The organism is Thioalkalivibrio sp. ALJ21 (assembly GCF_000378605.1).
Classification (GTDB): domain Bacteria; phylum Pseudomonadota; class Gammaproteobacteria; order Ectothiorhodospirales; family Ectothiorhodospiraceae; genus Thioalkalivibrio.
Window position 1 is genome coordinate 999,433 of the sequence record NZ_KB905155.1, and the last position, 21,459, is coordinate 1,020,891.

The 21,459-nt window shown below is 61.8% G+C and carries 17 protein-coding genes; 1 reads left to right on the forward strand and 16 read right to left on the reverse strand.

The window, feature by feature from the left end:
• Positions 1-575: 575 nt before the first annotated feature.
• The 14 genes from F579_RS14910 to F579_RS0104795 form a co-directional block, all read right to left on the reverse strand.
• Positions 576-2,063, reverse strand: a complete 1,488-nt coding sequence (locus F579_RS14910; RefSeq protein ID WP_196800383.1) for a glycosyltransferase family A protein — start codon at positions 2,061-2,063, stop codon at positions 576-578.
• Positions 2,064-2,498: 435 nt separating this feature from the next.
• On the reverse strand, positions 2,499-3,038 hold the full coding sequence (locus F579_RS0104740) for a hypothetical protein (protein WP_231365770.1): 540 nt from the start codon (positions 3,036-3,038) through the stop codon (positions 2,499-2,501).
• Positions 3,039-3,298: 260 nt separating this feature from the next.
• On the reverse strand, positions 3,299-4,057 hold the full coding sequence (locus F579_RS14915; RefSeq protein ID WP_081616897.1) for a glycosyltransferase family A protein: 759 nt from the start codon (positions 4,055-4,057) through the stop codon (positions 3,299-3,301).
• Between the two features lie 879 nt (positions 4,058-4,936).
• Positions 4,937-5,869 carry a glycosyltransferase family 2 protein gene (locus F579_RS0104745; RefSeq protein WP_019024024.1) on the reverse strand — a complete coding sequence of 311 codons (933 nt, stop codon included), beginning with the start codon at positions 5,867-5,869 and terminating at the stop codon, positions 4,937-4,939.
• Positions 5,866-7,545: a hypothetical protein gene (locus F579_RS0104750; RefSeq protein ID WP_019024023.1), complete on the reverse strand. Its 1,680-nt coding sequence runs from the start codon at positions 7,543-7,545 to the stop codon at positions 5,866-5,868. The genes F579_RS0104745 and F579_RS0104750 overlap by 4 nt, the downstream gene beginning before the upstream one ends.
• A gap of 424 nt (positions 7,546-7,969) precedes the next feature.
• On the reverse strand, positions 7,970-9,685 hold the full coding sequence (locus F579_RS0104755) for a bifunctional sulfate adenylyltransferase/adenylylsulfate kinase (protein ID WP_019024022.1): 1,716 nt from the start codon (positions 9,683-9,685) through the stop codon (positions 7,970-7,972).
• Positions 9,686-9,915: 230 nt separating this feature from the next.
• The gene (locus tag F579_RS0104760) at positions 9,916-10,260 is read right to left on the reverse strand and encodes a MarR family EPS-associated transcriptional regulator (protein ID WP_019024021.1); all 345 of its coding nucleotides are present in this window, start codon (positions 10,258-10,260) and stop codon (positions 9,916-9,918) included.
• Positions 10,261-10,499: 239 nt separating this feature from the next.
• On the reverse strand, positions 10,500-10,901 hold the full coding sequence (locus tag F579_RS0104765; protein WP_019024020.1) for a PIN domain-containing protein: 402 nt from the start codon (positions 10,899-10,901) through the stop codon (positions 10,500-10,502).
• Complete coding sequence (locus tag F579_RS0104770) at positions 10,898-11,143, reverse strand: DUF6364 family protein (RefSeq protein WP_019024019.1); 246 nt, start codon at positions 11,141-11,143, stop codon at positions 10,898-10,900. The genes F579_RS0104765 and F579_RS0104770 overlap by 4 nt, the downstream gene beginning before the upstream one ends.
• A gap of 229 nt (positions 11,144-11,372) precedes the next feature.
• Entirely contained in the window at positions 11,373-11,753 is a 381-nt protein-coding gene (locus F579_RS0104775) for a type II toxin-antitoxin system VapC family toxin (protein WP_019024018.1), read from the reverse strand.
• Positions 11,750-11,956, reverse strand: a complete 207-nt coding sequence (locus tag F579_RS0104780; protein ID WP_019024017.1) for an AbrB/MazE/SpoVT family DNA-binding domain-containing protein — start codon at positions 11,954-11,956, stop codon at positions 11,750-11,752. Before F579_RS0104780 ends, F579_RS0104775 begins: the two co-directional genes overlap by 4 nt.
• A 198-nt stretch (positions 11,957-12,154) precedes the next feature.
• Complete coding sequence (locus F579_RS0104785; RefSeq protein WP_019024016.1) at positions 12,155-12,598, reverse strand: transposase; 444 nt, start codon at positions 12,596-12,598, stop codon at positions 12,155-12,157.
• A gap of 337 nt (positions 12,599-12,935) precedes the next feature.
• Positions 12,936-14,102 (reverse strand): nucleotide sugar dehydrogenase, encoded by a 1,167-nt coding sequence (locus tag F579_RS0104790; RefSeq protein ID WP_019024015.1) that lies wholly within the window; start codon positions 14,100-14,102, stop codon positions 12,936-12,938.
• A gap of 233 nt (positions 14,103-14,335) precedes the next feature.
• On the reverse strand, positions 14,336-16,228 hold the full coding sequence (locus tag F579_RS0104795; RefSeq protein ID WP_019024014.1) for a nucleoside-diphosphate sugar epimerase/dehydratase: 1,893 nt from the start codon (positions 16,226-16,228) through the stop codon (positions 14,336-14,338).
• Positions 16,229-16,583: 355 nt separating this feature from the next.
• Between F579_RS0104795 and F579_RS0104805 the strand changes: the two genes are divergently transcribed.
• Positions 16,584-17,755, forward strand: a protein-coding gene (locus tag F579_RS0104805; protein WP_155984980.1) for an IS3 family transposase whose coding sequence is annotated in 2 segments (ribosomal slippage) — positions 16,584-16,845 and positions 16,845-17,755 — 1,173 coding nt in all. Because the reading frame shifts where the segments join, the coding sequence is not laid out codon by codon here.
• Between the two features lie 388 nt (positions 17,756-18,143).
• On the opposite strand, the gene ligA is transcribed toward F579_RS0104805, so the two are convergent.
• Together ligA and F579_RS0104815 are read right to left on the reverse strand one after the other, a co-directional pair.
• Positions 18,144-20,240, reverse strand: a complete 2,097-nt coding sequence (gene ligA / locus F579_RS0104810; protein WP_019024011.1) for an NAD-dependent DNA ligase LigA — start codon at positions 20,238-20,240, stop codon at positions 18,144-18,146.
• Positions 20,237-21,433 (reverse strand): cell division protein ZipA C-terminal FtsZ-binding domain-containing protein, encoded by a 1,197-nt coding sequence (locus F579_RS0104815; protein WP_019024010.1) that lies wholly within the window; start codon positions 21,431-21,433, stop codon positions 20,237-20,239. The genes ligA and F579_RS0104815 overlap by 4 nt, the downstream gene beginning before the upstream one ends.
• Between the last annotated feature and the right edge of the window lie 26 nt (positions 21,434-21,459).

The window sequence follows — 21,459 nt, forward strand, 5'->3', positions numbered from 1 at the left end:
CCTTTCTACTCACCCCAACATCCCTTTTTAACAGCCTAGTGCCGGAATTCCCTAACTCAGAAATGCGAGACTCCACGTCCACAGACATCTCGCCCAAACACTGCGCAGCCTTGATAAATTCCTTTCTATTCCTAGCAAGCCGAACGAACCCCTTTTCTTTAGCGAAATCCTCAAAATACGCACTCCGCAGCTCTCCCTCCGTAGCCTCTGTACCAAATACCTGAGGCGCCCTCCAGCTCCTTCCCGAACTCAAAATTCCACTGCGCGCGAGCACTACGTCTAAAGGCCAATCTGAAGTTCCTATATAAACATGTTCTATGCACGACAGCAATCCGTCATCACCCTTAAAATAATGTCTGCGAACGCTTTTAACGGTACCCTTCCGAATCCACTCTGCGCCGATATATTCCAATTTTTGTTCTAATTCCCTCTCGAGACAAGCCGACAATGGCGCCAACATCCCAAATCCATCTACGCATTGTGGCTCTCGCGAATGCGACACGTGTACCATTTAGTCTTAACACCTTTAAGTTTCACAGACTTTCACAGGCGCGAGCCCTAAACTACGCGCCCGTCTAGTCACGACATCCGTTTGCGATCTCGCAACACACCTGCGCAAAAGAATCACCCTCCGTAACGCCCCTACAGAGTTCGTCTTGAACTCTCCAAGACCTTTCACCTAAACCCGATACGTCCAAACGCGACCACAGCGATACACCACCCACATCAGGATAGCGGCCCAACGAAAACCATTGCGACTCAGATCGGACGATTACAACCTCTCTCGCAACCAAGCGCTCTCCCGAAACAACGGGAGTGAGGCCATCCTCAAGAAGCGCAAAGTAAGAATCACAAAACACCCGCCCCGCTCCAATCGACGGTTTGCAGGAGCGTTGACCTGGCCAATGAAACACTGCCATTCGATCGCGATCCACCGAACACGAATCCAACAGCTCCTTCGCCCCATTCGCCACCTTTTGATCCCCGAAATCACCACAGAGAAGGACATCGTATGTCCGACATGAAGGGCCCCTCTCTAATAACAGATGCGGTAAACCAATACCGCTCATCGACGAACTCGCACCATTGGCACGGGATCGATACTGAATCCGGCGATATCGAGAGATTTCCCTATAGACATGTCGCAAACCGAAATACACCGTCCTCACATGCCGCATACCACTTCGAGTCAGTGATCCTTCGTCGTCTAAAGCAAACGCTAAAGGGCATAAAGGTGAGACAATCTCCACTGCCGACACCCCAAACTGATCCCTAACTCGCCACATAAACTCGGTATCTGCCCCGACCAGAACCGGTTCCCAACCTCCCAACGAATCGACAACCTCTCGCTTAAACATAAATGATGAATGGCTCGGATGGACAAACGAGCGGGAAGGACGCCAATTGTGGGTAAAGGAAAGCTCTTCCGTAACCCTTACCCACGAGCCCCACACAGCCATCAAACGCTTATTCGAAGCCAACCTGCTGGCCAGCGTTTCAAATTTCTCCGGATGGGACCAGTCGTCCGCATCATGCGTGGTAAGCAGAGCACCCTTTGCCTCCTGCAAACCTACATTGCGCGCTCCGTACGCTCCGCGATTCGCTCTTAGAGCGATCAAGCGCACTCGTTGATCCACATGCGCTATCGCTGCGACCACGTCCCTCGTGTTGTCTGTCGAGCAATCATCGACAACAATCACTTCAATGTTCCGCCAAGTTTGCTTCAGAATCGACTTCAGCGCACAACTGATTGACCTTCCGCCATTATAGACTGGAACAATTACTGAGATCAGCACGCCGTCGGCTGATCTCTCAATCGTCCCCTCGATATTACCTAACGTAAGTCGTTCCTTCCGATCTGTTAACCGGATACCACTTAAGCCTGTCGCCAAAAGCCCTCTATTAATCCATGAAAGTTTATGCAGATCGTCTGTGCTGGTGTTGGCGCGCATAAAACAGTAGTCAATATCATCCGTTGCTCCACACCAGCGCTGCTTAACCAACTCCTCAGCCGCTTCCCTGCCCTCCAACGCTGTATATACAGAGGACAGCCCAAGCAGCATTTCGTTCTTCTCTTGGGAACTAAGAGAAAGATTCAAAACAATCTCGCCGATGCGCCTACACGCCTCCATTGATCCCTCAAAATATCTCCACTGGAATAAAGCTACTCCTGACTCGATCCTGGTCAACTCCGAGGACTTATCTGACCAGAAGACTTCTTCTAGGCGTCTTATTCCCTCCTCCTCACAACCGCCCCAAAGAAGCCAGTACGCGTCCCGCACGTACCTCGACGAGAACACGTGCGAGCCCGCCCAGCCCACGGGCAGAATACTGTGCAACGTACTCAGGACTCGGGCCGGAAGCACACGCTTGGCCACCGAGACACACCACCGCCCCCAACGTTTCCCTCTAATCCCAGCCTGCATCGTTACCCCACGAAATATACTCATCACCGTTGCCTATACACGCTCCCACCGAGCCTCGCGCACCACGGCAAGTCAGCCCCCGACCACCACGATCTCTACTTCCCTGGACAGATCTTCACAGGACTGACGCATTAGCCTATCCAGGAGAACGAACCAACGTCTCGGATCTTCGATTTCGTTTAGGAACGGTATGCCGCCCCGCCTGGAGTAGCGTTCAAGAGCTATCTCCGGCGCTATATCCACAAAAACGAACCTGCGCCAGGCCAAACCCTCGTATAAATTCAATCCGTGAACTTTTTCCGACGGACTTCTGAGCCCCCACATGCAAAGCAAGGCCCGAGTCGCCAGAGCCCGTTGAAGAATTCCCTCGTCTAGGATTACTTCTTGGTCTGTGACATTTATCTCTGCCTCGACCAAAGCGCATTCCCATAAGCTGTTGACCCGATGACGCCAGATATCCGCATCCACCCCCCTCACACGCCTTAGGTCTTCCATAACTCCTACGTCGTTGCCCAATACAGCTGAATACAACTGCACGATTGCGGACAGCTTCTTTACGTCGACCATGGCGCCTCTTTTCGCCATCTCCTTTCCTTGGATGCCGCGTTCCATGTGCGCATCGGAACCTCTTTGGACCGTGGTCTCTTCACCCTCTCCCTGTCGGTCAGAGATTAGTCGACCACGAGTCCGATCTCTTAACTCTTTTCTCAATCTTACCGTGCGACCTTCCCTCGTTGACTCCGCCAACGTACTTTTTCCAGCGCACGGCAATCCAAAATATTCCGTCGTTGTCACCAACCCATCCTTTCCCATCAAAAGACTACAGCTTCCCTAGAACGTAAACGTGCCAATCGCGAACGTTTACCTCGTACTTACTTTATCTTCTTAAGGCGCCGAAAAAGACTTTGCAGATTATCGTCGCGCATGTCAGCATCCATGAGTGAGGCGAACCGCGTGTAGAAAACAAAGTCACGAAGGAGATTATGGCCTCTATTTTGATTCAGACGACCTTCCGAACCATGGTGACCATCCCGTGTTAAAGCACCAATGCTGTTTATGGGCATAACCAAGTATCCTGAACGCAGCAGATCCATAACAAAAACTCGATCCTCGCGCCTGTCCAGACGCCTATCGAAACCTCCCACCCGAAGTGCCACTTCTTTCTTTACAACCAAGTTTGACCCGCCTGCACACCCATTACTAGTCAGAAGGTTAGGCAAAGAAAGCGATTCAACCGTAGGCGTTTTGTAATTATAGATGCGCCCATCACTGTCGTACCGATCCTTTCTCGTTATAAACGCGGCAACACGCTCGTTACCTGCGTTCGAACCTATTATCTTCTTAATCCTCGCAAGATACTCGTCTGGCCAAAGATCGTCGTCATCCAAGAATGCTACCCAGCGATTGGCCGCAAGAAAAAGCCCTTGATTCCGCGCAACTGAAACACCGCAGCCAGGATACAACCTATGAAACCGGATACGTTTATCCGAAACGTCAATACCGACTGCCGATTCAACGCCGTTATCAATAATTAAGACCTCATCAGAGTCCCCAATGTTCTTCGTCGCTGAGTCGATAGCCATTCGCAAAAGCTCAGCCCTATCGCATGTCGGTATAACCACTGTAATCATTAAAGCACCCAATCTTTAAGCGCAAGCAGTGGAGGGTCCACTGAAGAAACATTCAACCAATGGCCGCCGGTCAGACGCATCGTCCTTGTGTAGCGGGAATCCATTTTCTAGCCAACCACTTCGTGAAAACAACATACTGGTCGCTGCGATAGTACCAAGAACGTCGGCCAAGCCAAGCGCAAGCCCATGCCAGCCATTCTTTTGAACCTATAATCACCGGCACGTGCGACTGGCCTAGGTCAATTGAAATTCTTTCTCGAGGGAACGCCGAATCTCTTATACGCTTCGTGGAAATGACCTCCAACACATGCAAAGGGCAACCAGGCCATCTGTCGATTATCACAGGGTCACCTTGAATTTCTGAGGGCCAATATGAATGCAGCCCAACAGAGCCAAGAATACCATCGCAACGGAGCCGAACCGGTCTCTCTAGGATAACATTGGCCGTCCCAGGAACTGGATTTCCGCCCAAATAATCTAGAACCTGCTGCGGAAGGTCTCCCACCTTGCAGGATGCGAGCCCTCGGCCTCGAACAACAACCCCCTTGAGTGATGTTTCGTTCATTATTGTTTACAAGTGTACAACCGAAAGGCCGCCAAAAACGTCATTTAGGGAGGCCCCCCGTTATGTTTATGTTATCCGCTCAGACATGTAGCGGGAAGCACAGAGAGTCCACTCATTGACAAAGATAAAACAGCAAAATACTAGAACGTTTTATATTGTTTGTAAAAAGCATTTATGACATAATACGGGATGACTGATTTTAAGGTTTCGGACAGTCGCCTCCAATGTTGCGTAATTAGTCGCACGCGCTGATACTCGCGTTACTGCTATTTGGCTCTCTTAGCAATCAAATCTACGGTAGATGCTAAATCGCATCAACGCTGTACGCGCTTTCTTCGGGAAAGCATGAGCCACGCGGCTTCGCCCAGCTCGGCCCACCATATTCGAGTCTGAATGACAACACCGCAGAAACGGTAACGAACACTGAAGCATGATGAGGAGATGATACGGAAATATAATGTAAGTGGAGGACAGATAGTACGCACCAACCAGTATATCTTGGAATGGAATGGTCCGGATGCGAGCTGCCCGCCCTTGATTCGGCGTGCCTTGGAGACCACTTCTCCCCAGGACTGGCGGGCGGGATGATACACAACCGCCTCCGAAACGTATCGCAACGGATGGCCTTGCATTACGGCTCGCCGGCAGAAGTCCGCGTCGCCCCCTGAATAACGTGTCGCATCAAACCCACCGAGTTCCTCAAGTACTGTCCTAGACACCAAGAGGTTGGCTGTGGCCGCGTAGCCGCGGCGCACGTAATGCGCTTGAGGGATTCCGCGGATCAGGTCGTAGATTTCGTAGGCATTGGGACGCTCGGAGTCCGTGTACATCTCGACGGCGCCAGCCAGAAGAGCGCTTATTCCCTCCTGCTGGGCTCGGTCGAGCATGGCCTCGAGCCACCTGGAATCGGGTCGACAATCGGCATCGGTGAAGGCGAGCCAGTCGCCTGCCGCGGCTTCGATGCCAGCGTTACGGGCCGCGTAGGAACCCGGCGTGTTGCAGTGGAGGATGCGAACGTTCGTGGGCAGGCTTTCCAGCGGATCGTAGTTCGTCGAGCCATTGTCCACGAGAAGCACTTCAAAGAAGTCTTGTGGGAAGGTCTGTGCGTGCAGGCATTCCAGCAGCTCTGGAACCAATCCCCAGTGGTTGTAGACGGGCACGATTACCGAGCAGACGGGCCGGGAGCCGTCTTCCGCTGCATCGTTGGAGTGCACCGAGTTCGCGGGCGTTGAGGGGATCCCCGTCATTGCCGTGGTCCGTTGGTAGCCGAAGCGAACAACCCGACAACGCGGGGCACCAGCTTGAGGGCGCGGCTCAAGCGCTGGCGCTCGAAGAGACGTTCCAGCTCGTGGCTCAACGCGGCAATTACGAACCCGTTGGAGTTTTCCCCAAGCGCCTGAAGATGTTTGGGCTTGGTCGGCCATCCGGCACCGGCCGGTTCGATCGCCCAGCTCCCCCAGTGAAGCAGCGTGGGCACCCCTGCCTCGGTCATCACGATATTGCCGGGCCGAACGTCCCGCGTGGTAATCGCTAGGGGCAATGCGGCCAGCTGCTCGCGCCAGTCTCGCAACCGAGCGCGTAGCTGGCCGAGGGCATTAAGGGCCTGTGAATCGCTGGCGGCGATCCGGAGGCGTTCCAGCATGGTGTCGTTCAGGCGCTGCCACAACATGGGCCGGGATCGCTGGTAACGGGTCAACAGTGATTGTGGCGGCGGGACTTGCAGCAAGGCGTGGCGGATCTCTTCCACCCCTTTCCCGGTATCGCCCTGCCTGGCCGGGAGCTTTTCAGCTACCTGCAGTACGTGGCAACGGAAGCCGCGCACCTGCGTGGCGCCGATCCATTGCGGGCTGGGCAGACCTTTGGGCGGGTCAGTCAGCAGGGTCGCTTCGTGCAGGGCGTAGGCGGTGCGTTTTAATGCAAACAACTTGATGAAGATGCTCGGCTTTCCCGGGGTGCGGCAATGCAGCACGCCCACGTTGGCCACATCGGTTTGCCACCACTGGATGTCCGGGTCCTTGGGGGCGGGCTCGCCGTACATCTCGGCGATGAGTTCCGGCACCCATTGCTGACGCTTTTCCGGCGCCAGGAGGGTCCAGATGGACTCTTTCTTATCGTCCTCTTCCGGGATGAAGGCGCTCTTGTGGAAGAACAGCGCATCCAGCTTGGCCTTCTGGCTGCGCTGCTTCACTAGACCCGTTATGAGGCTCGATAGCCGGTTGAAGCCCTGGCGGGAGAGCAGCAGCGCGATGATTGCCGGGATCAGGCCGGGGGGATCGAGGAACAGGAAGTCGATTACCAGGTAAGCAAAGGCGAGCATGAAGCCGATGCCCGAGAGTACGCCCATCCAGCCGGCCAGGTTGTCCTCGAGGCATTCGCGGAACGCTTCGCTTACGGCTAGGGCGGCCAGGAGTGCAACGGCTACCAGGAGAACGTATCCGGCAGCCAGGAGCGCAACCCCTTGATACAGCCAGAGCAGGATGCCCAGCGCCAGCAGCAGAAACACGGCTCCCGCGATCACCTCGGCATGGCGTTTGTAGGCGCGAGCGGCCAGTTCGTCCTGGTTCTCGAACAGGACCATCTTGCGGCTGCGGGCGAGCAAAGTTCTTGAGCCACGTTCGCCGCCGAACTCCACGATGCGTTCAGCTAGCAGGTACAGGGCATAGAAGGCGACTGTGGCGGCACTCAGCCAGACGATCAGGGAGTCACGGTCGAACTGCTCGAAGGACGGCGGGAAGTAGCGCGGGATGCCGTCCGAGCCCAGCAGGATGATGACCTTCAACGGGAGGAAGAAGGCCAGCAGCATGGAGAGCTGCGACACCAGGGTGAAGAACACCACACCGCTGGTCGCGGCCGGGGCCGCCCAGAAGAACTTGGCGCCCAGGCGGGTGCTCCATTTCAGGCTATTGAGGATGGCGGGGATCAAGGGGTGGTTGCCTGATTGGATGCCGTTGTTGGTACCCGGCGAATGATTTGGGCGGCGGTGGCTTCTAGACCTGTAGGAGCCGAGCCCCCTCGGCGATAGGGCGCTGGATAGGTCCGATCGGCCAGGGGCTGGCCTCCTACATCTGCGGCGGCTCCGAGGACTGTAGGAGCCGAGCCCTCTCGGCGATGGGGCGCTGGATAGGTCCGATCGGCCAGGGGCTGGCCTCCTACATTTGCGGTGGCTCCGAGATCTGTAGGAGCCGAGCCCTCTCGGCGATGGGGCGCTGGATGGGTCCGATCGGCCAGGGGCTGGCCTCCTACAGTGGGGGGTGTTGCGGGCGGCGTTGGGGTGTTGCTCGGCCAGGGGTTCGGGCGCCTGGTGAGGGCGATCGCCCAGGGGGCTGGGCTCCTACAGGGGCGGGGGGTCATGGGTTGCGGATGAAGCCCATGGCTTCGAGTTTGAGCAGGATGCGGTGGGCGGCTTCGTCCGGGGTCATCTCGCGGGTGTCGAGGCGCAGCTCGGGGTTTTGCGGCTCCTGGTAGGGGTCGTCGATGCCGGTGAATTCCTTGATCAGGCCGGCGCGGGCCTTGGCGTAGAGGCCCTTGCGGTCGCGGGCCTCGCAGGTTTCCAGGGGCGTGGCGACGTGAACTTCGATAAAGCCCCCTACCCGCTCGATGCGTTCGCGCACGCGGCGGCGCATGTCGGTGTACGGGGCGATGGGGGCGCAGATGGCGCAGCCGCCGTTCTTGGTGATCTCGCTGGCCACATAGCCGATGCGCTGGACGTTGATGTCGCGGTGTTCCCTGGAGAAGCCGAGCTCGCTGGAGAGCTCCTTGCGTACGATATCGCCATCCAGCAGCGTGACGGCGCGCCCGCCCAGCTCCATCAGCTTGACCCGCAGGGCGTTGGCCATGGTGGACTTGCCGGAGCCGGACAGGCCGGTGAAGAACACGGTGAAGCCCTGGCGGTCGCGCGGCGGGAAGCTGCGGCGAAGCTCCTGCACGACTTCCGGGTAGGAGAACCATTCCGGGATCTCCAAACCTTCGCGCAGGCGGCGGCGGAATTCCGAGCTGGGGAGGCTGAGGGTGTGTTCGCCCTCACGCACCTCGTCGGCCGGCACGAAGTCCGCCCGATCCTGCACGTAGGTCATGGCCTGGAAAGGGACCATCTCGATGCCGATCTCTTCGGCATGGTGCTGGATCAGTTCCTGTGCCTCGTAGGGGCCGTAGAAGGCCTGCTCGTCCGGGCCCGCATCGGGGCTGGCATGGTCGCGGCCGACGATCATGTGCGTGCAACCGTAGTTGCGGCGGATGATCGCGTGCCACAGGGCCTCGCGCGGGCCGGCCATGCGCATCGCAAGCGGCAGGAGGCTCAGCTGGGTGGTCTGCTCCGGGGCCTGGCGCAACACATGCTCGTAGCAGCGCACGCGGGCGTAATGATCCACATCGCCCGGGGCAGTCACGCCCACGACCGGATGGATCAGCAGGTTGGCCTCCGTCTGGCGCACGGCGCGGCGGGTGAGCTCTACCTGGGCGCGGTGCATGGGGTTGCGCGTCTGGAAGGCCACCACGCGGCTCCAGCCGAGCTTCTGGAAGTATTCCCGCAGCTCTCTCGGGCTGTAGCGGTAGTTGCGAAAGTCGTGGTGGACTGGGGCTTCCAGGCCATGCAGCGTGCCGCCTAGATAGACGGGGCCCGTGCGATGCAGCAACTCGTTGACGCCCGGGTGCGCGGTATCGGTGGTGCCAAACACCTGTTCCGCCTCGCGAGTGCGATCGGGCGTCCAGCGATGCTCCACGTCCATCACCGCGATGAGCATGCCCTCGGCATCGCGCAGGGCGATGCGGTTGCCCTCCTCCGCCTGCGCGGCGAAGGCTTCGGTCACGTCCAGCGTGATCGGCATCGGCCACAGCGTGCCGTCGGCCAGGCACATGTTCTCGAGCACGCCATCGTAATCCGCCGGGCCCATGAAGCCCGTCAGCGGGGAGAAGCCCCCATTCAGCAGCAGCTCCGCGTCGCACTGCTGGCGCAGGGTCAGGTCCCAGGAGGGCATATCCCGCGCCGCTTCATTCAGTTCGCGGGCTGTCGCCTCGTCCACATAACGCTCGCAGAGCGTGCCGCCATACGGCGTAATCAATTCCATTCCGTCATCCGTTCTCGTTTTACCCCCTGTAGGAGGCCAGCCCTCTGGCCGATTGGGGCATCACCACCACCCCATCGCGCAGGGGGCTGCGCTCCTACAGGGAAATGCCACCGTCATGCGGCGTGACGAATTCCATTCCGTCATCCGTTGTCGTTTTACCTTCTGTAGGAGGCCAGCCCTCTGGCCGATTGGGACATCACCACCACCCCATCGCGCAGAGGGCTGCGCTCCTACAGGGGGGATTCGCCATTTTGATTTTGCTGGATGTCCGCGCGCAGTTGTTCGATCTCGGTCATCAGCGCCTCGTGCTCGGCGCGTTTGCGTTTGAGCAGGTGATACGCCAGGCGTGCCTTCTCCTGCAGACCGCCCGGGGTCAGCTTGTACAGGTAGGCGGAGCGATTGTCGGAGCGGCGAAAGTTCTGTGTCTTTACCCAGCCGCGATCCAGCAGCGCCTTCAGCGCGTAGTGGGTCTTGCCAACGGACAGCCCCAGCGCCCGCGCGATCTGGCGCTGGCTCATCTCGGGGTCCGCCTCCAGCAGGCGAAGTACTTGGTACTGGGTATCGTCGTTGATCAACCTGCCGGCCCAAAGCCGCCCAGCGGCGACTGCGTTCACGCATTGAGCGCACATTGGACCACGCACCCTGCCCCGCCGCAAGCCAACCCCCCTGTAGGAGGCCAGCCCTCTGGCCGATAGGGCATCACCAGCACCCCATCGCGCAGGGGGCTGCGCTCCTACAACCGGGAATGCCCCAAGATCTGTAGGAGGCCAGCCCTCTGGCCGATCGGGCCCGTCGAAAGCCCAGAAAACGTTGGTTAGCGGAGGAGAAACTCCTGCGGAGTCAGCGCGGGCACGGGCGAACCGGCGAAATCCTTCACGTTGCGCGTGATGATGCAGGCGCAACCCGCACGCTCGGCAGTGGCGGCCACCACGGCATCCTCGAAATCCGCCCAGCCGAGCGACCGGGCTCGCTCGAGTTCTGCGCGTCCCACCGCGCATACGTGCAACTGCTGGAGCAACCAGTTCAATGCCCGATCCGCAGCCGTGCGATCCGCATACCGTGCAACCAGGTAGTGCACCGTGGTCGCCGCGTGTGCGCTGATTGCACCCGCTTCGTCGCCGTGCAGGACTTGTTCCAGAACTGCCGCCGAAACACGATAGTGCGGCTCGCGCTTTTGCAGAACGTCCAGCAGGACGTTCAGATCGAGCATGATCACGATTGATGCTTGTCGCGCAGGTGGTCGTGATAGGCCTTCTCGGCATCCACATCAGGGGGGATCAGGCCAGTGATGGCTTCCAGCTCGGCACTTGGCGTATGACGCTCCAGAGCGCGAAGGCGACGCAGATGGCGATCAATCACCTCAGTCATACTCATACCGTGCGCCTTGGCATAGGCCTTCGCGAACTCCACATCCTGCTTGGGCAGGCGCACGGTCACCTTGGTGGTTTCGTGTTCCATGCGATCACCTCCCGGCATGTATGGCAGATTTAATAGAATTGTACGGCACGGGTTCACTCACATCCAAGACGAACTCGACCGCTTGCTCTTTCGCTGGAGATCCCGACTCCTCGCTTCGCGGCGGCCGGGATGACAAAGACGTAGTTAGGCGCCGCAGCCCCCTGTAGGAGGCCAGCCCTCTGGCCGATCGGGGCTATCCAACACCCAAATCGGCCAGAGGGCTGGCCTCCTACAGGGGATGCTTCGGGATGTAGTGAACGCCCGGAAGCCCGTCGAAATCGGCGTCCTGGGTCCAGAGATCGGCCTGATGGGCGCGCGCGGTGGCGTAGATGATGCTGTCGGCGAGCGGGAGAGCGTGCTGGTTGCCAAGACTGGCGGCTGACAGTGCCAAGGGCCCCGTGAGGTCAATGAGTTCGCCCTGCTGCATCAGTGCGGCCGCCTGCAGGGCCGCCGCCTCGCCTCGTTGCTGGAGCACCCGTTTGAAAACTTCGTAGAGGCTGATTGTGGGCACGATCAGTTCTGCCGTGGTCTCGATTGCGTCTGCAAACACATCGGCATTGGGGCCGTCGGCAAAGTATTCCAGCCACGCGGACGAATCGACCACGTTCACACGCGGTCTCCGTCGCGCGGGATGTCTGGGTCAATGCCCTTGAGGAACCCTCGCATCTCGCTCATGCGCCGCTCGGGTATCAGTTCGATGCGGTCGTCGTACGCAACAATCTGAACCTTCTGGCCTGCACGAAGATGCAGCGCCTCGCGTACCGCCTTGGGGATGACGACCTGATACTTCGGAGAAATGGTGAGGGCTTGCATTTGAACACCTCAATCGATCGCAATTTCGTTTTACCAATTTAGCATCGATGCCGCAGATGGGCGAAAAATCCTTCGCCCCCTGGCTGATTGGGGCATCACCAGCACCCCATTGCGCAGGGGGCTGCGCTCCTACAACAATCAGACATCCCCTGTAGGAGGCCAGCCCTCTGGCCGATGGGCGTTCGGCTCAACCCCCGATCAAAGCCAGATCGCATCCCAGTGCGGGTAATCACCCAAGTTACGCACCAGCCCGGCACGCAGGGGGTTGGCGGCGATATAACGGGCCAGCGACGTCAGGTCTTCTTCGCAGCGTACCGCGTGATCGTGGAAGCCGGGCTGCCAGAGCGCCCGCCCGAGCCTGCGGGCGGTGACCGCCTTGACCGACCGCACGACGGTAGACAGGGACATACTGTTTCCAAGCGTCATCAGCCAGTGCAGATGGTCCGGCATCACCACATAGGCCAGCGTATCCGCCTGCCCGAGCGCTTGCGCGTGGCGCAGCGTAGCGACCAGTGCACGGGCGGCGGCGAAGTCGCGGAACACCGGTGTGCGATCCCGCGTGACGGTGGTGATGAGGTAGATGCGCCCGGGCTCGGAATAGCGGCCACGGCGCAGGGCCTGAGCGTGAGGTTTGCCGTCCATGGCATCGCTCCCGTTGTGCTGGTTGTTTTGTTCTCCAAGGGGCGGCGGCGTGGCCTGGTGGTCTTCGGCTGGCGGTAAGCCAGATTGTAGCCGTTGGGGATTTGTCTGGCTTCCTATCGCGCAGGGGGCTGCGCTCCTACACGATCCCCGGGGCCCATCGTAGGAGGCCAGCCCTCTGGCCGATGGGCCTGTCCAACATCCGGTCGGCCAGGGGGCTGGCCTCCTACGCGGAATCACGCCCCCTGTAGGAGCGCAGCCCCCTGCGCGATGTGGCGCTGGGCATGCCTCAATCGGCCAGACGGCTGGCCTCCTACAGGGGTGGGGGCGCGGGGATGGGTCAGTCGCTGTTGAAGAGGTCGCGGGTGTAGATCTTGTCGGGCTGGTCGCGGATGTCGTCGGTGATGCGGTTGGCGACGATTACGTCACTGATGCGCTTGAACTCTTCGAGGTCGCGGATGACGCGGGAGCGGTAGAACTCTTCGTCCGGGAGCTCCGGCTCGTAGACAACCACCTCAATGCCCTTGGCCTTGACGCGCTTCATCACCCCCTGGATGGCGGAGGCGCGGAAGTTGTCGGAGCCGCTCTTCATGACCAGGCGATAGACACCGACGATCTTGGGGTTGCGCCGGATAATGGCGTCGGCGACGAAGTCCTTGCGGGTGCGGTTGGCGTCCACAATGGCGGCGATGATGTTGTTGGGGACTTCGTCGTAGTTGGCCAGGAGCTGCTTGGTGTCCTTCGGCAGGCAGTAGCCGCCGTAGCCGAAGGACGGGTTGTTGTAGTGGCTGCCGATGCGCGGGTCCAGGCATACGCCATCGATAATCTGCCGGGTGTCCAGACCGTGGGTCTCGGCGTACGTGTCCAGTTCGTTGAAATACGCCACCCGCATGGCCAGATAGGTGTTGGCGAACAGCTTGATCGCCTCGGCCTCGGTGGGGCTGGTAAACAGGATCGGAACGTCCCTGGCCATGGCGCCCTCGGCCAGGAGTTTGGCGAAGGTCTCGGCCCGCTCGGACTCCTCGCCCACGATAATTCGGGACGGGTGCAAATTGTCGTACAGCGCCCGCCCCTCGCGCAGAAACTCCGGCGAGAACAGGATGTTGTCGGTCTCCATCTGCGCCTTGATATCGCGGGTATAACCGACTGGCACGGTGGACTTGATCACCATCACCGCTTGCGGATTGATCGCGCTCACGTCGCGAATAACCGACTCGACGGTGCTGGTGTTGAAGTAGTTGGTCTGCGGGTCGTAGTCCGTTGGTGTCGCGATGATCACGAAATCGGCACCCTCGTAGGCCTCCTGCTTGTCCAGTGTGGCCTTGAGGTTCAGCTCGCGGTTCTCCAGGAAATCCTGGATCTCCGCATCGATGATCGGGGACTGCCGGCGGTTGATCTGCTCGACCTTTTCCGGCACCACGTCGAGCGCAACGACCTCATGGTTCTGCGCAAGCAGGACGGCATTGGAAAGCCCGACATATCCGGTTCCGGCGACTGCGATTTTCATCCCTGGATCCCTCGGTTGTTCAGTGTTGATGTGTACCCCAACGCCCGCAGGCGCTTGCTGGCAGGCACCTTTCCGCCGCAAGGGCAGTCCCTACAGGGGGTGTTATGACGTTGGGGCGAAGAATACACAAGCGCCGGTGCGCTCGTGAGGAACGGGTGCTCAGGATTCGCGGTGGCTCGGCTTGCCGGCGAACCCCGCGCACATTTCCGCCAAGTCACAGCACAAATGCACTCTTATTGCGATTCGTGCCCTGCGGGAATGGGCTCGTACTCCACGACCACCCGCTTGAGCACCTGGCAGGCGATTTCGGTGTTCATCTCGCGCTCGGCTTGGTCCAGGGTGTCCAGCGCGTACCGGACTTCGCCGGAGTCTACACACGATTCGTGCGCACGCATGATTTTGGAGTGCGATGTGCCGACGACGTTGTCGCCAATCAGCAGTTCTTCGAAAAGCTTTTCGCCCGGACGCAAACCGGTAAAGGCAATCTCGATCCCGTCCTCGGGCTCTCCGTCTTCTTTCACCTGGCGGCCATGCAAACGAATCATCCGGGTGGCCAGGTCGACAATCCGAACCGGCTCGCCCATGTCCAGCACAAATACCTCGCCCCCCTCGGCCATCGCCCCCGCCTGGATGACGAGCTCTGCCGCCTCCGGGATGGACATGAAGTAGCGGGTGATCTCCGGGTGGGTCACGGTAACGGGGCCGCCGTCGCGGATCTGCTGGTGGAACAGCGGGACCACGGAGCCGGACGAGCCCAGCACATTGCCGAAACGCACCATGCTGAAGATGGTCGGCGGGTTCTGGCGCGCGCGGTCCTGCAGGAGCATCTCCGCCAGGCGTTTCGTGGCGCCCATGACATTGGTCGGGCGGACGGCCTTGTCCGTGCTGATCAGGATGAAGCGTTCGACACCGACCTCCATAGCGGCGTCGGCGAGGATCGCAGTGCCGAAGACGTTGTTGCGAACGCCCTCGATCAGGTTGGCCTCCACGATCGGCACGTGTTTGTACGCCGCCGCGTGGTAAAGCGTCTGTACGCCGTATTCCTTGAGTACCGCACGCACACGGCGCGGATTGGCGACGGAACCCAGCAAGGCCACAACCGGCACCTCGAGCCCTTTCTGGTCCGCCAGCACCTCCAGGTCGCGCTCGATACGGTAAAGCGAGAACTCGTTGCGCTCGTAGAGCACCAACAAACGTGGCTTCAGACGGAGAATACGGCGACAAAGCTCCGCACCAATCGACCCGCCCGCACCGGTGACCATCACAACTCGGTCTTCAATACTGCGTTTTAGAAGCTCGCGATCCGGGGGCACCGGATCGCGTCCGAGCAGATCGGCGATGTCGATGTCTTCCAACTCGTCGAGCCGGGCCTGGCCGGACACGACCGCATCCATGGACGGTACGGTCTGGATATACAGCGGATAGCCTTCCAGTCGCTCCAGAATGGCGCGGCGATCCGCCCGGCTGGCAGAGGGGATTGCCAGCAGCAGGCGGCGCAGACCGTAGCGTTTGATCAGACCATCAAGCGCCGACGGGTGGCGTACGCGAATGCCGTCGATGGAGCTTCCCTGAAGCGTCCGATCATCGTCCAGAAACGCGACAACTCGAAAGCGCCCCCCGGATTTCAGTCCTGACAGCAACTGGACGCCCGCCTCGCCCGCACCATAGATCACGACCGGCTCAACACCCGGATCGGTGGCCAGCATCGAATGATAGAGCGCGCGCACGAGGAACCGGCTGCCGCCCACATACATGAACGCAACAATCGCGAAATTGATTGGCACTGAGCGGGGGAAACTCTCGACTTGTGCCAGCGCTACCGCTGCCCACAGCACGAGCGCCAGGAGCACGACACCGGTACCGACCGCCCAGATCGCACGTGTACCCATGAAACGCACGACAGCGCGATAAAGCCCAAGGCGGACAAAGACCGGTATCCCGACCAGGACGACCAGCGGGAACAGCCACCAGGTCTCCAGCATGATGTCGGGAACCGGCTCGGCCAGCCGGATCATGAAGCCCGACCAGAGCGCCAGTGGCAGCATCACCGCGTCCGCGGCAACCATCAGCCAGCGCTTTTTGCCGCGCGGCAGCCTCAGCAGACGTTCCAGCCCACGATTCAGCATGGTGTGTTGTGCCCGTCCGGCATCCTGGCCCCAAACCCTGTCGACAAAACCCAGCCCGACCACACTACATCAAGTGCCGGTCCCTGGCCCCCGCCGCACCCCATCGCGGCGCACGAAGCATAAGCAACCCCTGATGAAAATGCATCCATCCAGCGCCCCAGGCCATCGCTACACCCCCCTGTAGGAGGCGAGCCTCTCGCCGATAGGGTGCTGGATACGCCCCCATCGGCCAGAGGGCTGGCCTCCTACGCAAGACACACCCCTGTAGGAGCGCAGCCCCCTGCGCGATGTGCTGGTCTAATTTTCGTGGACACCTCGATCGGTGGAATGATTGGGATCTGATCGAGGAGACGATATGGGACGCAGGAATTTTGATCCGGAGTACAAGCTTCGGGTGGCCCGGATGGTGGTGGATGAGGGCCAGAGTGTGCCGCAAGTGGTGCGGGACACCGGGGTGGGCGAGACGGCCGTTCGGCGCTGGGTCGAGCAACTCAAGGCGGATCGTGCCGGGGAGGCCGGCGATGGCCGGCCTTTGACGCCGGAGCAGCGACGGATCCGGGAGCTGGAGGAAGAGAATCGCCGGCTGCGGGAAGACAAGGCCATCCTAAAAAAGGCCTCCGCCTTCTTCGCCCGGGAACTGAAGTGATGCATCGCTGCATCACGACCCTGACGGAGAAGGCTTCGGTGCAGCGGGTCTGCGATCTGCTGGAGGCGAGCCGTTCGGGCTACTACGCGGCGCAGACGCGCGGCCGGCGACTGCGCCGGCCTTGTGCGCTGGGACAGCGGGTCAAGGAGGCGTTCGAACAGTCGGAGTGGACCTACGGCAGCCGCCGTGTGCAGGCGGCGCTGCGGTCGGATGGCGTTGAGGTCGGCCGCTACCGGGTCCGCCGTCTGATGCGGGAGCAGGGGCTGCGCCCGGTCTGGAAGCGGGCGTTCGTGGTCACCACGCAGCGGGATGAGGCTGCGCCGGTGGTGGCGAACCACCTGGACCGGCAGTTCCAGCCCTCGTGTCCGAACGCAGCCTGGGTGACCGACATCACCTACATCCGGACCCGTACCGGCTGGACGTATCTGGCGGCGGTGCTGGACCTGTTCCACCGCAAGGTGGTGGGCTGGTCCATGGCCCGGCGGATGGATGCCGAGTTGGCCTGCAGTGCGCTGCGCATGGCGCTGCAGAGCCGGCAACCCGAGCCGGGGCTGCTGGTGCACTCCGACCAGGGCTGTCAGTACACCAGCGACGCCTGGCGGCGTCTGCTGGTGCAGCACGGCGCCCGGGCCAGCATGAGCCGGCGGGGTAACTGCTGGGACAATGCGGTGGCCGAACGCTTCTTCCTAAACCTGAAGATGGAGCGCGTCTGGCGACGGGACTATGCCAATCACGGCGAGGCCACCCGGGACATCACCGACTACATCGTCGGCTTCTACAACGAGCGCCGAAGGCACTCGACCCTGGGCTACCTGTCGCCCAACGCCTACGAGCGAAAATGGACAGCCGAAACACCGATCGAGGTGTCCGAAATCACTTGACCACTACACGATACGACGCCGGACACGCCCCATCGGCCAGAGGGCTGGCCTCCTACGCAAGACACCCCCTGTAGGAGCGCAGCCCCCTGCGCGATGCGACGCCGGACAGGCCCCATCGGCCAAAGGGCTGGCCTCCTACGCAAGACACCCCCTGTAGGAGCGCAGCCCCCTGCGCGATACGACGCCGGACACGCCCCATCGGCCAGAGGGCTGGCCTCCTACGCAAGACATCCCCTGTAGGAGCGCAGCCCCCTGCGCGATACGATGCTGGACACGCCCCATCGGCCAGAGGGCTGGCCTCCTACGCAAGACACCCCCCCCTGTAGGAGCGCAGCCCCCTGCGCGATACGACGCCGGACAGGCCCCAATCGGCCAGGGGGCTGGCCTCCTACGGAGGGGATTCGTTGAGGAGCTGGGCGAGGTCGTCGGGGCCAAGGATGGGGATGTCGAGGGATTCGGCCTTGGTGACCTTGGAGCCGGGGTCGGCGCCGGCGATGACGGCGGTGGTCTTTTTGGAGACGGAGCCGGTAACTTTGGCGCCGCGGGCCTCGAGGGCGGCCTTGGCTTCTTCGCGGGTCATGGTGTCGAAGCTGCCGGTGAGGACGTAGGTGTTGCCGGCCAGCGGCGCCGCGTCGCCCTCCTCCACTGCCGGTCGCGCGGGCGGATCGGGCCAGTGGACGCCGGCGTCGCGCAGGGCCTGGATTACGTCGCGGTTGTGGGGCTCGGCGAAGAAGTTGGCGATGTGTTCGGCGACTATGGGGCCGACGTCCGGGACCTCCTGCAGCGCCTCGGCGTCGGCCTGCATCAGTGCGTCCAGGTCGCCGTAGTACGTGGCCAGGTTGCGGGCGGTGACCTCGCCCACCTCGCGGATGCCGAGGGCGAAGATGAACCGCGCAAGCGTGGTCTCGCGCGCCTGTTCCAGGGCGTTGACGAGGTTCTCGGCAAGCTTGGGGCCGACCCGCTCCAGTGCCTCCAGGCGCTCGGCATCCAGCGCGAACAGGTCGGCCGGGCTTTGCACGATACCGCCATCGGCGAGCTGCTCGATCAGTTTCTCGCCGAAGCCCTCGATGTCCATGGCCCGGCGCGAGACGAAGTGCTTGAGGGCCTCGCGGCGCTGCGCGGGGCAGACGAGCCCGCCAGTGCAGCGCGCGACGGCCTCGCCCTCCGGGCGTTCGATGTGCGAGTCACACTCAGGGCAGCGCGACGGCATTTCGATCGCGCGGGTGTCCTGCGGGCGCTCGCCGCCGGCGCGGCCGACCACCTCGGGGATCACGTCGCCGGCGCGCCGTACGATCACGCGGTCGCCGATGCGGATGTCCTTGCGCTCGATCTCGTCCATGTTGTGCAGCGTGGCGTTGCTGACCGTGACCCCGCCGACCAGTACCGGCTCGAGCCGCGCGACCGGGGTCAGCGCTCCGGTGCGGCCCACGCGGAAGTCGACGGCGCGCAGGGTCGTCGTCTGCTCCTCGGCCGGGAACTTGTGGGCAATGGCCCAGCGCGGCGCGCGCGAGACGAAGCCGAGGTGCCGCTGATCCTCCAGCGAGTCGACCTTGTAGACGATGCCGTCGATCTCGTAGTCCAGCTCGCGGCGGCGCTCGGCCAGGCGCTCGTAGTAGGCAAGGCAGCCCTCCACCCCTTCCAGAACCGCCCGCTCGGGGCAGACCGGAAAGCCCAGGTGGTGCAGCCAGTCCAGCGTTCCGGACTGGGTGTCCGGCAGTGCGCCGCCCTCGACATGGCCGACGGAATAGGCAAAAAAGCTCAGGGGGCGCCGCGCCGTCACCTTCGGGTCCAGCTGGCGCAGGCTGCCGGCGGCGGCATTGCGCGGGTTCATGAAGCCACGCTGACCATCGGCCTCCAGGCCCTGGTTCAGGCGCTCAAAATCCGAGCGGCGCATGAACACCTCGCCGCGTACCTCCAGCACGCCGGGTGCATCGTCGGTATAGCGATCCCCCAGGTGCAGCGGGATCGGGCGCACGGTGCGGACATTGCCGGTCACGTCCTCGCCGGTCTCGCCGTCGCCGCGTGTGGCGGCCTGCACCAGGCGGCCGTTCTCGTAAATCAGGCTGATCGCGAGACCGTCCAGCTTGGGCTCGGCCATGTAGGCGACCGCCTGCTCGACACGGTCGGGCTCGCCGGTCTGCTTCGCCAGGCGCTCGCGCACGCGGCGGTCGAAGTCGCGAATCTCGTCGGGTTCGAAGCCGTTGGCCAGCGACAGCATCGGCAGGCGATGCCGCACCGTGTCGAAACCGGCGGCGGGCGCGCCGCCGACACGCTGGGTGGGCGAATCCGGGGAGACGAGTTCAGGATGTTCGGCCTCGAGCTGTTCGAGTTCGCGCATCAGCGTGTCGAACTCGGCGTCGGAGACCTCCGGGTCGTCGAGGACGTAGTAGCGGTAGTTGTGGTGCTCGATCTGGCGCCGCAGCTGCTCGATCCGTGCGCCCGCCTCCCCCGCCGCGCCCTCCCGGGACGCGGAGGGCGAACTCACCGCGCCCTCCGCCGCCGCAGCAAGTCCGGGCGGTGGCGCATCAGCCACTCGTTCAGGTCCTCGCGCATGTAGGCGAGCGTCTGGTTGGTGGCGGTGGACTGCTGGGCATCGAGGATGGAACCGCCCAGATCCCGCGCCAGGCCGTGCGCATTCTCCAGCAACGCTTCGAATGCGCGTTGCGGGTCGGCGCTGTTGTGGACCTGCACGAACAACGTAATGCCAGGGGTCATCGTGTCCGCCAGATCCTGTTCGCGCAGCGTACCCGGCGGCACCATATTCGCGGCGGAGAACAGCGCCTGGCGGCTGTCGATCTCGGCATCGTGGTAGTGGTAGATGTCCATCGCGCCCGGCTTGAGGCCCGCGCGTTGCAGTGCGGCCCCCAGCGCCACGCCGGTAAACGGCCGGTTGCGCGGCGCGACCACATGCAGCAGGAGGATCTTCTCGTCCGACCCCGGGCCGCCGCGCAGCGGGTTGCGCCCGACCACGCGCGGTTCGGACACATACTCGCCCAGGGTCTCCATGTCGGGCGCCGGTTCCTCGATCAGTTCGGGGTCGACCTCGTGATCCGGGTGCAGTTGCTCGCCGAGCGTCTCTTCCGCGCGCGGGCGGCGCAGGCGCGTCCCGCGCAGCGCGGCGATCCCGGAGCGCATGCGGCCACTCAGCTGGTCCATCACGCCCTTCGCGGTTTCCGCGGCGCGGGACTTGGCTCGGCGACGCCGTGGCGCATCTTCCGGGTCCGGCTCGAAGGCGCCGTGGGGCGGTGGCGGGACTGGCTCTTCGTCGTTGTCCAGGACGCCATAGATATCCTGCGCACGGTCGGCATGGCGCTCACCCGGCGCCAGGGGCTCGCCGTCGTCCGCCGACGTGACACCCAGGTGCGGCTCCGCGCGGTCGCGCTGGGGAATGCGCACGTCGTCGAAGTCTTCATCGGGATCGGCGGTATCGGCGTCCCGCGTGTACTCGCGCGAGGCCTCCAGGGGATCGGCCCATCCCGCCTCGGCCCCGAGGTGGTCGGGATCGCCCTCACGGCGGTGCGGTGCCGGGTCGTCCTGGGCGCGAATGTGTACCGCGTCGTCACTCCAGTCGGTGGCGTCATCATCCAGGTCCGGCGCGCGATCACGCGTGCGCAGGCGATGGGCCATCCAGATACCGGCGACCAGCACGATCCCCAGGATCACCAGACTGATGCGCATCCAATCCACTCAATACCTCGTCTTTC